Below are 12624 nucleotides of genomic sequence, written 5' to 3' on the forward strand. Positions count from 1 at the left end.
CCTGACCCCATGCCGAACTCAGAAGTGAAACGCTGTAGCGCCGATGGTAGTGTGGCATTCGCCATGCGAGAGTAGGACACTGCCAGGCACCCAATACAAGAAACCCCGCTCACTCGAGCGGGGTTTTTTATTGCCTGAAATTCAGCCCTCACTGGAGGGCAGGCGGGCACTATGGTGCTGTTTTCCGCCGTGTTTTCTGATACTCGCATTCATCATCCCAGCCAATATCGACTTGTTTGCGGCCTATTTCTGCTCAATATCTATTCGAAGACCCGCATTCTGGATATAAAAAGCACAGAATGTGATGCTTCTACCTTTCTTGTCATGCCTGCTCTGGTTTAATTCCCGGGTCCACATCGATGGACCAAGGAATCACAATAATTTGAGGAATGGACACATGTTCAAAAGAACAGTAACGATGATGCTGGCGGCGGGAACCCTGGTATTAGGCGGTTGCGCATCCAATGGTGGTGCAGAGCAGGCGGCGGCGGACAACAGCGACTTCGGCGGCAAGTCCATCTACCTGCGTGGTGAGATGAACGACTGGATGGCCACCGACGAAAGCAAGGTCGTCAAGGTTGCCGACAAGCTCTACATGGCCAAGGGGACGCTCAAGAAAGAGTGGGCTCCTTACAAGTTCAAGTTTGCCGACTCCGGCTGGAGTTGTGGCAGCAACTTCGGTTACAAGAGCCCGAGCGATGGCGTTGCCGTGCTCGGCGGGGAACCTGTACCGGTCAACCCGTGCTCCAAGTATGAGGACATGAAGTTCTCGCCCGAGGCGGATGGCGTCTATGAGTTCTATCTGAATATGGCGGGTGAGACACCGAGCGTATACGTCAAGAAACCCTGAGATAGTCTCTCGCTTTAAATCTCTCGGAAATTGAACCGGTTAAATGCCCTGGCCCAGAAATCTGCTGGCCGGGGCATTTTTTTAGGATAGAATCGGCGCCCTCACGACGGATGAATCACAACATATTGTGTTTTAAGTTCTTAAATTTGCTACTGGTAGTATTCTTGTCACGATATTGCCCCATTCACAGGAGGTTGATTGACCATGGCTAAATCCATTCCGGTACTGGAGGGCGTCACCGCCAGCCGCCAGATCCCTCTGCAGGAGACGTCTCTCGAGATCTGGGACAGCAAGTATCGTCTCAAGAGCAAGGATGGCGCCCCCATCGACGGCTCCATCGACGAGACCTACCAGCGTGTCGCTCGCGCGCTGGCTGCGCAGGAGCGCGAACCCGACACCTGGTATGAACCCTTCCTGTGGGCCCTGCGCAATGGTGCCATTCCGGCGGGCCGTATCACCTCCAACGCCGGGGCGTTTGAGCACAAGCCGGCGACCTCCACCATCAACTGCACCGTCTCCGGCACCATTGAGGATTCGATGGACGATATCCTCGGCAAGGTGCACGAGGCGGGGCTGACCCTGAAGGCGGGTTGCGGCATCGGTTACGACTTCTCGACCCTGCGACCGCGTGGAGCCTTCGTCTCGGGAGCGGGGGCCTATACCTCCGGGCCGCTCTCCTTCATGGATATCTACGACAAGATGTGCTTTACCGTCTCCTCTGCCGGTGGCCGTCGTGGCGCCCAGATGGGCACCATGGATATCCGTCACCCCGATGTCGTCGAGTTCATCCAGGCCAAGCGGGAGGATGGTCGCCTGCGTCAATTCAACCTCTCCCTGCTCATCACCGAAGAGTTCGTCAGTGCGGTGAAGGAGGATGCCCCCTGGCAACTGATCTTCCCCTACACCGCCAAGGAGGTGGAGCAGGATGGCATCACGCTGGATGACCCTGCGAGGGTGGTCTGGGCGGACTGGCCCAACAAGGAGGGGGTTGTGATCAACGAGCTGGGCCAGGTGGCCTGCAAGGTCTACAAGACCCTGCCCGCGCGCAAGCTGTGGAACGTCATCATGACCTCTACCTACGACTATGCGGAGCCCGGTTTCATCCTGATCGACAAGGTGAACCAGATGAACAACAACTGGTTCTGCGAAGAGATCCGTGCCACCAACCCCTGCGGTGAACAGCCTCTGCCGCCCTATGGGGCCTGCCTGCTGGGCTCGGTCAACCTGACCACCTTCGTGCGCGATCCCTTCACCGAGCAGGCCGCCTTCGACTGGCCCGCGTTTCGCAAGGTGGTGGCCATCTTCACCCGCATGCTCGACAACGTGGTGGAGATAAACCAGCTGCCGCTGGCCAAGCAGCGCGAGGAGATCACCGCCAAGCGTCGCCACGGCATGGGCTTCCTGGGGCTGGGCTCGACCCTCACCATGCTGCGCATCAAGTACGGCTCTGCGGCCTCCGTCGCCTTCACCGAACAGGTCTCCCAGGAGCTGGCGATGACCGGCTGGCAGGAGTCTCTGCGTCTGGCGAAGGAGAAGGGGCCCGCCCCCATCATGGAGCAGGAGTTCGAAGTCACCGGCAAGATGCTGCGTCTGCGCCCCGAAATGGCGGCAGATGGCATCAAGCTCGGCGACAAGGTGAAGGGCAAGGTGTTGCATGCCCGCTACAGCCGCTACATGCAGCAGGTGGCCGAAGTGGATCCCGCTCTGGTAGCCGAGCTGGCCGAGGTGGGCGGACGCTTCACCCACCACAGCAGCATAGCGCCGACCGGTACCATCTCCCTGTCGCTCGCCAACAACGCCAGCAACGGCATCGAGCCGAGCTTTGCCCACCACTACAGCCGCAATGTCATCAAACCGGGCAAGAAGAGCAAGGAGAGCGTGGATGTCTACTCCTTCGAGCTGCTGGCCTATCGCGAGCTGGTGAACCCGGCCGCCATGCCCTATGCCGAGGAGGAAGGTAGCCGCCTGCCGGATTACTTCATCACCGCGGACGACATCACGCCGACCGGGCACGTGGATATCCAGGCGGCGGCCCAGCGCTGGATTGACTCCTCCATCTCCAAGACCGCCAACGTGCCGACCGATTTTCCGTTCGAGCAGTTCAAGGATATCTACCTCTATGCCTCGGACTCCGGCCTCAAGGGCTGTACCACCTTCCGCTTCAACCCGGCCGCCTTCCAGGGCGTGCTGGTGAAGGAGAAGGATCTGGAGAACACCAGTTACGAGTTCACCCTGGAGGATGGCACCGTCATCACGGCGAAGGGGAACGAGGAGATCGAATACGATGGCGAGCTGCACACCGCCGCCAACCTCTATGACGCCTTGAAAGAAGGCTATTACGGCAAGTTCTGAGGACGAGACATGGTCAAGAAGATCGACAGAAAAATCGTCGCCTACAAGGTAAAAACCCGGGATGAGCCGCAAGATGCGCCGACGCCCCAGGATGACGTGGTGCACATGCATGAAACCGTGCTGCGCCCGGAACGGTTGATGGGCACCACCTACAAACTGAAGACGCCGGAGCATGTCTCCGAGCACTCGCTGTTCATCACCATCAACGACATCATTCTTAACGAGGGCACGGTGCACGAGACCCGGCGCCCGTTCGAGATCTTCATCAACTCCAAGAGTCTGGAGCACTATCAGTGGATAGTGGCGCTGACCCGCATCATCTCGGCGGTGTTTCGCAAGGGAGGGGACGTCACCTTTCTGGTGGAGGAGTTGCGCTCCGTGTTCGATCCCAAGGGGGGCTACTGGAACAAGGGCAAGTACGTGCCTTCGCTCATCGCCGAAATTGGCAACGTGATCGAAACCCATCTCACCGAGATCGGCATGCTCAAGGTACCCGGGCTGGACGAGCACCAGCAGGCGTTCCTGGCCGAGAAGCAGGCGCAATTGCAGGCAGAAGAGCAGCCGGCGGGCAGCGGTTTCCCACCCAGTGCCGTGCTCTGCTACAAGTGCCACACCAAGGCGCTGGTGCAAAAGGATGGCTGCATGACCTGTCTCAACTGCGGGGATTCCAAGTGCGGTTGAGGTGCTGATTGCCACCAAAGGCCGGCGACATGCCGGCCTTTTCGTTGCTGATTTTATGTTCGAACGACGCCCATGATGGCAGCGATTTGTTGCGCACCGGTAAATTCGGGCGTAGCGTTGGGGGTAATAAAACTGTCACGGCCGTGTGGTTTCAATGACATCTGAGATTCACACACGTGGCACCTTCAGTGCCAAGGAGGATGCTTATGGACAACACGGACCGAAAGCTGTTTATCCTGGATACCAACGTTCTGCTTCACGAACCCCTCGCCATCTACTCCTTCAAAGAGCACGACGTGCTCATCCCCATGACGGTGCTCGAAGAGCTCGACAACATCAAGGATCGCCAGAAGGACGTCAGCCGTGATGCCCGCATCGCCATCCGTGCCCTGGAAGATGTGTTCCGCGATGCGACTCCGGAGCAGATAGTGCAAGGAGTGGCACTGGCCGGCGAGGCGAGCGGCCGTATCTCCATCTTCAGCGACCACCATCTGCCCCAGGATGCCGAGGTGTTCACCGACAAGGAGGCGGACAACCGCATCATCAACGCCGCCCTCTACCTGCAAAAGCACGAGATGAAGCGTCAGGTGGTGCTGGTCACCAAAGACATCAACATGCGCCTCAAGGCCAAGGGAGCAGGTCTTGCCCATGTGGAGGATTACCGCAGCGACCAGCTCATCGACGACATCCGTCTGCTCGCCAAGGGCTTCCAGGTGGTGCCCGGCAGTTTCTGGGAGCGGGTCGGCGAGTGCGACAGCGAAACCCATGGCCGCGATACGGTCCACGTCATCGATGCCAACCTGCTGGAGGGCGTCCACGTCAACCAGTACCTCCTGGACGAGGAGAACTTCTTTGCCGCGCGGGTACTGAGCCACGACGGCAACAAGATCCGCCTGAAAGATCTCGGCCGCGAGCGGCTGATGTCCCGCAAGGCCTGGGGGGTGCATCCCAAGAACGTCTATCAGGGCATGGCGCTGGATGCCCTGCTGGATCCGCACATCGACCTGGTGATCCTGACCGGCCCGGCGGGCTGCGGCAAGACCCTGCTCGCCATGGCGGCGGCGTTGGAGCTGGTGATCGAGAAGGGGATCTACGAGAAGGTGATCGTCACCCGAAATACCCCGGAAATTGCCGAGAGCATCGGCTTCCTGCCCGGCACCGAAGAAGAGAAGATGATGCCCTGGCTGGCGGCGGTCACCGACACTCTGGAGGTGCTGCACAAGCAGGACGAGAACATGAGCGGGTCCCTCAGCTACATCATGGAGAAGGCCAACATCCAGTTCAAATCGGTCAACTTCATGCGCGGGCGCAGCATCCAGAACACCTTCGTGCTGCTGGATGAGTGCCAGAACCTGACCGCGTCTCAGATCAAGACCATCATCACCCGCTGCGGGGAGGGGACCAAGATCGTCTGCTCCGGCAACCTGGCTCAAATAGACTCCAACTACCTGAGCCCGGTGACCTCGGGTCTGACCTACATCGTCGAGCGGTTCAAGGACTTCGACGGCAGTGCCAACATCTTCCTGAACGGGGTGGTGCGCAGCCGGCTGGCTTCGTTCGCCGAGGAAAATCTCTGATTTGACGTGACCTCTGAATGAGAAAGGGGAAGCCGGACGGCTTCCCCTTTTTTGATCCCGCCTATCTCATGCCTCTCTCGGTCGGCCCAGGTAGCGCAGCAGCCCGGGGTGATCGCTGCTGTGCAGGATATCCGGCTTGCCCTGCAAGGCGATGCGTCCCGCGTCGATGAAGAGCACCTGATCGGCGATGAGCTGGGCATCCTCGGGGTTGTGAGAGACCATCAGCACGGTGATGCCCTGCTCGCAGGCGAGGCGGGCGACCTCCGCCAGCATCTCCCGGCGCAGGGCCGGCTCGAGGGCCGAGAAGGGCTCGTCCAGCAGCAGCAGCGGCCTGCCCCGCACCAGGGCGCGGGCCAGCCCCACCCGCTGCTGCTGGCCGCCGGAGAGCTGCTCCGGCAGGCGCGTCAGCATCTCCCCCAGGCCCACCTTGTCAGCGGCCTCCTGCACCTGCCTTTTCTGGGCCGGATTCAAGCGCAGGCCGGGATGCAGGCCGATGGCGATGTTGTCGAACACCGACAGGTGCAGGAAGAGGTTGTGATCCTGGAACAGGGTGGTGACCGGGCGCTCGGCGGGGCCCAGTGACAGCAGATCCTGGCCGTCGAAGGTGAGGGTGCCCGACTCCACCGGCACGAAGCCCGCGATCATGCCGAGCAGGGTGGACTTGCCGGCGCCGCTCGGACCGATGAGGGCGGTGATCTCCCCCTTGGGCAAGGTCGCACTGAAGGTCACCTGCCAGTCGGGATAACTGGTGACCAGTTCCTCAATTACCAGCATGTTTGGCTCCTGAATGTCGTTTTATAGAACAACAAGTAAGAAAAATTGATGAAAGGCAGCGTGAGTGACTGCCCCAAGGGGCGCCCCAGGGGCGTGCCCGGCCGAATCCTGGGGGCTGGGGGGCGGCAATGCCGCCGGGGATCAGTGATCCACATGTCTGCCTCCCAGTCCCCGCTCCACCAGCCAGAACAGGGAGAAGCAGAGGGTGAGCAGCAGCAGGGCGGTGGCGGCCGCCTCGGTCAGCCGGTAGCTACCGAGCTGCTGATAGAGCAGCCAGGGCAGGGTGGTGAGGGTCTGGCTGCCGAACATGGCGATGGCCCCGAGATCCCCAAGGGACAATATCATCGAGAGCGCCATGGCCAGGGCCAGCGGGCGGCGCAGCAGGGGCCACTCCACCAGGCGCAGGCGATGCAGGCCGCGCACCCCCAGGCTGTCCGCCAGCCGATCGTACTGGCGCACCACCAGTTGCATGGGGGCCGAGAGGGTGCGCAGCACATAGGGCAGCGCCATCAGGGCGTTGACCAGCACCACCAGCCAGGGGCCCAGGGCAAAGACGTCGGTGAAGGGCATGAACAGGATGAAGAGGCCGGTGGAGAGCACCACCGCCGGGATCATCAGGATCATGGAGCCGCTGGCCTCCCACAGGGCGGCGGCCCGCCGTTTGCGATCCCGCACCCTCAGATGCCGGCTGGTGAGCAGCAGCCCGGCGCCGAGCAAAGTGGCCAGGGAGCCCGCCGCCAGGGCTATGCCCAGGGACTGCCCCCCTGCCTGCCACAGCCGGGGTGAGCCGAGCGCCGCCAGCAGACCGGGGTTGAACCCGGCGACCACGATGGCCAGCAGGGGCGGCAGGAAGATGGCGAGCCCCATGGTCAGGGCCAGGCCATCCACCAGAGCGCTGCCCTTCTGGTGTCTGTCGGGACGCAGGCAGGGGCGACGGCTGGTGAGGCGACTGGCCGGGGTGGTCTGCAGCTTGTGTTGCAGCAGGAGCAGGGCCAGGGTCAGCAGCAGTTGCACCAGGGCGAGCCCGCCAGCGGTGGCGAGATCGAAGTCAAAGCGCAGCGCCTGGTAGACCGCTACCTCCAGTGTGGTGGACTTGGGGCCGCCCCCGAGCGCCAGCACTGTGGTGAAGCTGGTGAAGCAGAGCATGAAGATGAGGCTGGCGAGCCCCGGCAAGATGCCGCGGATGAGCGGCCACTCCAGCAGCCGGAAGATGTGGGAGGAGCGCATGCCGAGCTGGCTGGCGAGGCGCCAGGAGGACTCGGGGATGCTCTCTATGCTCTGCAGGATGAGGCGGGCAGCCAGCGGCATGTTGAAGAAGACATGGGCTAGCAGGATGCCGAACAGGCCATAGAGATAGTTGCCGGGATCCAGGCCCAGGCCGTGCAGCAGTTGCGGCAGCCAGCCCTGACGACCGTGCACCGCCACCATGCCGAAGATGGCGATGATGACCGGCAACACCAGGGAGAGGCCGAACAGCTTGAGCAGCAGGCGGCGTCCGGTGAAACGGCGTCGCGCCAGGGCCCTGGCCACCGGGATGGCAAGCCCCAGGCTCAGCAGGGTGGAGAGCAGTGCCTGCCAGAGGCTGAAACCCAGCACGTGGCGCAGGTAGGGATCGCCTAGCAGGGCGCGGGGGGAGAGGGCCCCCGCCTGCCACAACAGGGCGACCAGCGGCCCAATGGAGAGCAGCAGGATGACCAGGGTGGCTGCACTGCCGGGCAGCCACCAGAGGGTGCGACGACCTGAACTCACTGGGTGACGGCTTGCAGCCATTCGCGGATCCACCCCTTGCGGTTGGCGGCTACCTCGTCAGAGCTGAAGGTGAGTGGCTTCGCTACGGTGATCATCTGTTCGAATCCCTTGGGCAGCACCACGTCTGTCACCGGATACATCCAGTTGCCGCCGGGGATCTCGTTCTGGAAGGCGGGGCTCACCATGAATTGCAGGAACTGGTCAGCCAGTTTGCCCTGTGTGGCGCCCTTGAGCTTGGCTGCTACTTCCACCTGGCGGTAGTGACCCTCCTCGAACGCGGCCGCCCGGTACTGGGGCTTGTTTTCGGCGATCAGGTGATAGGCGGGGGAGGTGGTGTAGGAGAGCACCATGTCCGCCTCACCGTCGAGGAACATGCCGTAGGCCTCTGACCACCCCTTGGTGACGGTGACCGTCTTTTTGGCCAGTTGCGCCCAGGCGGTCGGTGCCTCATCCCCGTAGACCGACTTCATCCAGAGCATCAGGCCCTGACCCGGGGTGGAGGTGCGGGGATCTTGATAGATCACCTTGATATCGGGGCGCGCCACCAGCTCCTTCAGGCTCTTGGGGGGCTGCTTGAGCTTGTTGCTGTCATAGACGAAGGCGAAGTAGCCGTAGTCATAGGGGACAAAGGTGTCGTCCTGCCAGCCACCCGGCACCTTGAGGCCATCGAGCCTGGTGGAATGGGGGGCGAACAGGCCGCTCTGCTTGGCCTCGCTGATGAGGGCATCGTCCAGCCCCAGCACCATGTCGGCCTTGCTGTGCTGGCCTTCCAGCCGCAGCCGGTTGAGGATGGCGACGCCATCCTCGAGGGGCACCAGATTGAGGGTGCAGCCGCACTCCTTCTCGAAGGCCTGCTTGATCTTGGGACCCGGCCCCCATTCGGCGGCGAAGGAGCCGTAGGTGTAGACGGTGAGGGTGTCGGCGGCAAACGCCTGGGCAGAGAGCAGGCTGGTGGCGATCAGCAGCAGGGTCTTCATCAATGGCACTCCTGTGGATGTCGGGGTGCTCATCAATGGCACCTCGCGTGTGGTGAGCGCCGGCGGATGAGGGCACAAAAAACGCGCGCCATGCCTCAAATTCCTCCGCCAGCATTATCTGGATCAGGTTCACGGGTATAATCTCAGCGGTAAACCGCACCCCGTTTGAGCAACGCATCGCATTGTATTGGCGTTCCTGGGGGGAGGCCAGCACTATGTTTCACGGGCCGCATCGTGCGAGCCACCACCAAGGAGGAAGTCCCCAGTGATCACCAGCACCAAGGAAAGACGTGCCTTCCAGCGCATGGTCATCAATGCCCCCGTCACCCTGTTCCAGCATCAGCAGGTGCTGGAGGGGGTCTGCCGGGATCTCAGCGCCAACGGCATGGGCGTCGAAGTGAACAAGCACGAGTTCGATCTGGCCCAGCCCATCCGGGTGAGCCTGGCGACCAGCAGCAATCTTCTGCCTCCCTTCGAGGCCCAGGCTCGCATCGTGCGGGTGTTGGAGGAAGAAGACGGTCTCCTGCTGGCGCTGGAGTTTCTCTCCCTCACCTGAGACCCGGGCGCCCGTCCTCCTCGAGACAGGCCAGCCATGGGCTGGCCTGTCTCATTTCCCCTCATCCTGCACCGGCTGCACGCTCAACTGGCCGCTGTCGACCAGCGTCTTGCTGGTGGGCGCGAGCTGGCCCATGGGCAGCTGGGCCGGGCCGGTCGGCTCCATCAGGAGGTAGGTCTCCCCCGCCCGGCTCAAGGTGGCGTCCCCCGGTTTGGCTGGCAGGGCCACCCCCAGCAGGGCATGTCCCGGCACGAACACCATGGCCTGCTTGAGATCGGGATACCCCTGGGCCAGCAGGGCGGCCATCAGGGTCACCTTGCTGTCGCAATCCCCCCGGTTCTGCTCCAGCACCTGGCGCGGGCTCAGAAACCCCTTGCCAGAGCGGCCCGACTGGCTGTCGAGCAGTTGATAAGGGATGGCCTGGATGAAGTCGAGCATGTGGGCCACCGTCTTCTGGCGCGCCTCGGTCTCGGTGGCCCCTTCCTGCTTGAGCTGCTCCATCAACGGGGCCAGTTCGTCCCGGCTCTCCAGGGCGATGCGCACATGATCCTGCTTGATGGCGGGAGCGCCGTCTGGGGCAGTGAAGGGCTGGAAGTAGTGCTGCGTGAGCCAGGCAGCCTCCAGTTTGGCCTGCTCGGGCTTGACCCATTGGGAGGCTTCCCGCGCCTTGTCGGCGTTGCGGCTCTTGATGCTGAGGCTCATGGCGGGGCGAACGAGGGAGAACTGCACCTCGGGGAACGCCAGGGGGGCCTGTTGCAGCAGGCTTTGCAGTACGTCTTCCTGCATCCTGGCCGGACGGTAAGCGATGAGAGGGGGCAGCTTGCCCGCCTCCAGCCGGTAGCTGAGCTGCTGCGCCTTGCCCTCTCTGTCCTGCCAGCCGACGTTGAGCTGACCGCCACTGTTGGTGAAAGAGGTCTGCCCGCCCAGGGCCGGGAGGCTGAGCAGCAGGCAGAGCAATGAAAGGGCGCCCCTTGCGGACATAGGTGTCTCCTGTCGGACATGCAGAGGTGGCGGGCTTTGTACAGCGACCCGACAATAAAACAGGGAGCCTCGGCTCCCTGTTGATTCTACTCGCTTTCTTGTCGCAGGCTCGTCAAATCCAGCTTGGCTGCTTCGCCTCGAAGGCGCTGATGGCGGCCTCGTGCTGCAGGGTCAGACCGATGGCATCCAGCCCGTTGAGCAGACAGTAGCGACGGAACTCGTCGATTTCGAAGCGGAACGTGAGGCTGCCTGCACGCACCTGGTTGGCCTCCAGATCCACTTCGATCTCGATACCCGGCTGGGCGGCGACCAGCTGGAACAGGGCGTCGACCTCCTCCTCTTTCAGACGAACCGGCACCATGCCGTTGTTGATGGCGTTGCCGTAGAAGATGTCGGCAAAGCTCGGGGCGATCATGGTCTTGAAGCCGTAGTCCGCCAGCGCCCAGGGGGCGTGCTCACGACTCGAGCCGCAGCCGAAGTTCTCGCGGGCCAGCAGGATGCTGGCACCAGCGAATTGCGGTTTGTTCAGTACGAACTCCGGGTTGGGCTGTTCCCCTGCATCGTCCAGGAAGCGCCAGTCGTGGAACAGGTGCTTGCCAAAGCCGATGCGGTTCACCTTCTGCAGGAACTGCTTGGGAATGATGGCGTCGGTGTCGACGTTGGCGCTGTCGAGGGGAACGACGATCCCTTTATGCTGTTTGAAACCTGTCATGTACGTTCCCTCTTACAGTGCACGAATGTCGGCGAAGCGGCCGGTGACGGCGGCGGCGGCGGCCATGGCCGGGCTCACCAGGTGGGTGCGACCGGCACGACCCTGACGCCCCTCGAAGTTGCGGTTGCTGGTGGAGGCGCAGCGCTCCCCCGGTTGCAGCCGGTCGTTGTTCATGGCCAGACACATGGAGCAGCCGGGCAAACGCCACTCAAAGCCTGCCTCGATGAAGATCTTGTCCAGCCCCTCGGCCTCGGCCTGGGCCTTCACCTGCTCGGAGCCCGGCACCACCAGGGCCTGTACCCCGGCGGCGACCTTGCGGCCACGGGCGATGGCGGCGGCAGCGCGCAGATCCTCGATGCGGCTGTTGGTGCACGAACCGATGAACACCTTGTCGATGGCCACGTCGGAGAGCTTCTGGCCCGGTTGCAGGTCCATGTAGGCGAGGGCCTTGCGGGCGGACTGCTGCTCCACCGGATCGGCGAAGGATTCCGGGGCAGGGATGGGCTCATTGACGGCAATCACCTGGCCCGGGTTGGTGCCCCAGGTCACTTGCGGGGCGATGTCGGCTGCGTCGAGCACCACTTCGGCGTCGAAGTGGGCACCTTCGTCGCTCTTGAGGGTCAGCCAGTAGGCGATGGCCTGTTCCAGCGCCTCCCCCTTGGGAGCGAACTCCTTGCCACGGATGTAGTCGATGGTGGTCTGGTCGGGGGCAATCATGCCCGCTTTGGCGCCGAGCTCGATGGCCATGTTGCACACCGTCATGCGCCCTTCCATGGTGAGCCCCTCGATGGCTTCACCGGCGAACTCCACCACGTAGCCGGTCCCGCCTGCATGACCCACCTTGCCGATGATGGCGAGCACCACGTCTTTGGCGCTGATGCCTGCGGCCAGCTTGCCGTTGACAGAGATACGCATGGTCCTGGCGCGGCCCTGTTTCAGGGTCTGGGTGGCCATTACGTGTTCCACTTCGGAGGTGCCGATACCGAATGCGAGCGACCCGAAGGCACCGTGGGTGGCGGTGTGTGAGTCACCGCAGACGATGGTGGTGCCGGGCAATGTGATGCCGAGCTCGGGGCCCATCACGTGGACGATGCCCTGGTACTTGTGGTTCAAGTCATAGAGACGAACCCCGAACGCCTTGCAGTTGGCGGCGAGCGTCTCCATCTGGATGCGGGCCATCTCGCCGGAGGCGGCGATGTCCTTGGTGGTGGTGGAGACGTTGTGATCCATGGTGGCCCAGGTCAGATCCGGGCGACGCAGCTGGCGGTTCATGGCGCGCAGGCCGTCGAATGCCTGGGGGCTGGTCACTTCATGCACCAGGTGACGGTCGATGTAGATGAGAGGGGTTTCCCCTTCCACTTCCCGCACCACGTGGGCGTCGAACACTTTCTGATAGAGGGTCTTGGACATTGCTC

General features: G+C 62.5%; 11 protein-coding genes and 1 riboswitch. Of the genes, 5 read left to right on the forward strand and 6 right to left on the reverse strand.

The features are described from left to right. Window positions 1-397: 397 nt before the first annotated feature. The 4 genes from J9892_RS00210 (at window position 398) to J9892_RS00225 (ending at window position 5460) form a co-directional block, all read left to right on the forward strand. Entirely contained in the window at window positions 398-850 is a 453-nt protein-coding gene (locus tag J9892_RS00210) for a pullulanase (protein WP_210537817.1), read from the forward strand. Window positions 851-1054: 204 nt separating this feature from the next. Beyond that, complete coding sequence (locus J9892_RS00215; RefSeq protein WP_210537819.1) at window positions 1055-3202, forward strand: adenosylcobalamin-dependent ribonucleoside-diphosphate reductase; 2148 nt, start codon at window positions 1055-1057, stop codon at window positions 3200-3202. A gap of 9 nt (window positions 3203-3211) precedes the next feature. Next, on the forward strand, window positions 3212-3883 hold the full coding sequence (locus J9892_RS00220) for an NrdJb (protein ID WP_052816554.1): 672 nt from the start codon (window positions 3212-3214) through the stop codon (window positions 3881-3883). Between the two features lie 206 nt (window positions 3884-4089). Next, a complete protein-coding gene (locus J9892_RS00225) occupies window positions 4090-5460 on the forward strand; it encodes a PhoH family protein (RefSeq protein ID WP_010673145.1) in 1371 nt (456 codons plus the stop codon). Between the two features lie 66 nt (window positions 5461-5526). Here J9892_RS00225 and thiQ read toward each other — a convergent pair whose 3' ends face one another. The 3 genes from thiQ to thiB all read right to left on the reverse strand — a co-directional run bounded on the left by thiQ (window position 5527) and on the right by thiB (window position 8960). Beyond that, entirely contained in the window at window positions 5527-6234 is a 708-nt protein-coding gene (gene thiQ / locus J9892_RS00230; RefSeq protein WP_210537821.1) for a thiamine ABC transporter ATP-binding protein, read from the reverse strand. A 141-nt stretch (window positions 6235-6375) separates the two neighbouring features. Next, window positions 6376-8004: a thiamine/thiamine pyrophosphate ABC transporter permease gene (thiP, locus tag J9892_RS00235; protein WP_042016674.1), complete on the reverse strand. Its 1629-nt coding sequence runs from the start codon at window positions 8002-8004 to the stop codon at window positions 6376-6378. Further along, the gene (thiB, locus tag J9892_RS00240) at window positions 7980-8960 is read right to left on the reverse strand and encodes a thiamine ABC transporter substrate binding subunit (RefSeq protein ID WP_210537823.1); all 981 of its coding nucleotides are present in this window, start codon (window positions 8958-8960) and stop codon (window positions 7980-7982) included. The genes thiP and thiB overlap by 25 nt, the downstream gene beginning before the upstream one ends. Window positions 8961-9043: 83 nt before the next feature. Next, window positions 9044-9134, reverse strand: a riboswitch (TPP riboswitch). 91 nt (window positions 9135-9225) lie between these two features. On the opposite strand from thiB, the gene J9892_RS00245 reads away from it, so the two are divergent. Next, window positions 9226-9516: a PilZ domain-containing protein gene (locus J9892_RS00245; protein WP_010673149.1), complete on the forward strand. Its 291-nt coding sequence runs from the start codon at window positions 9226-9228 to the stop codon at window positions 9514-9516. Between the two features lie 51 nt (window positions 9517-9567). Here the strand turns inward: J9892_RS00245 and J9892_RS00250 are convergent, their stop codons facing one another. From J9892_RS00250 to leuC, 3 genes are all read right to left on the reverse strand, one after another. After that, window positions 9568-10497: a hypothetical protein gene (locus J9892_RS00250; protein ID WP_039041181.1), complete on the reverse strand. Its 930-nt coding sequence runs from the start codon at window positions 10495-10497 to the stop codon at window positions 9568-9570. 112 nt (window positions 10498-10609) lie between these two features. Then, entirely contained in the window at window positions 10610-11209 is a 600-nt protein-coding gene (gene leuD / locus J9892_RS00255) for a 3-isopropylmalate dehydratase small subunit (RefSeq protein ID WP_103261503.1), read from the reverse strand. A 12-nt stretch (window positions 11210-11221) separates the two neighbouring features. Continuing rightward, window positions 11222-12619: a 3-isopropylmalate dehydratase large subunit gene (gene leuC, locus J9892_RS00260; protein WP_041211113.1), complete on the reverse strand. Its 1398-nt coding sequence runs from the start codon at window positions 12617-12619 to the stop codon at window positions 11222-11224. Window positions 12620-12624: the final 5 nt, after the last annotated feature.

It is taken from the genome of Aeromonas sp. Prich7-2 (genome assembly GCF_017939255.1).
GTDB lineage: Bacteria > Pseudomonadota > Gammaproteobacteria > Enterobacterales > Aeromonadaceae > Aeromonas > Aeromonas caviae.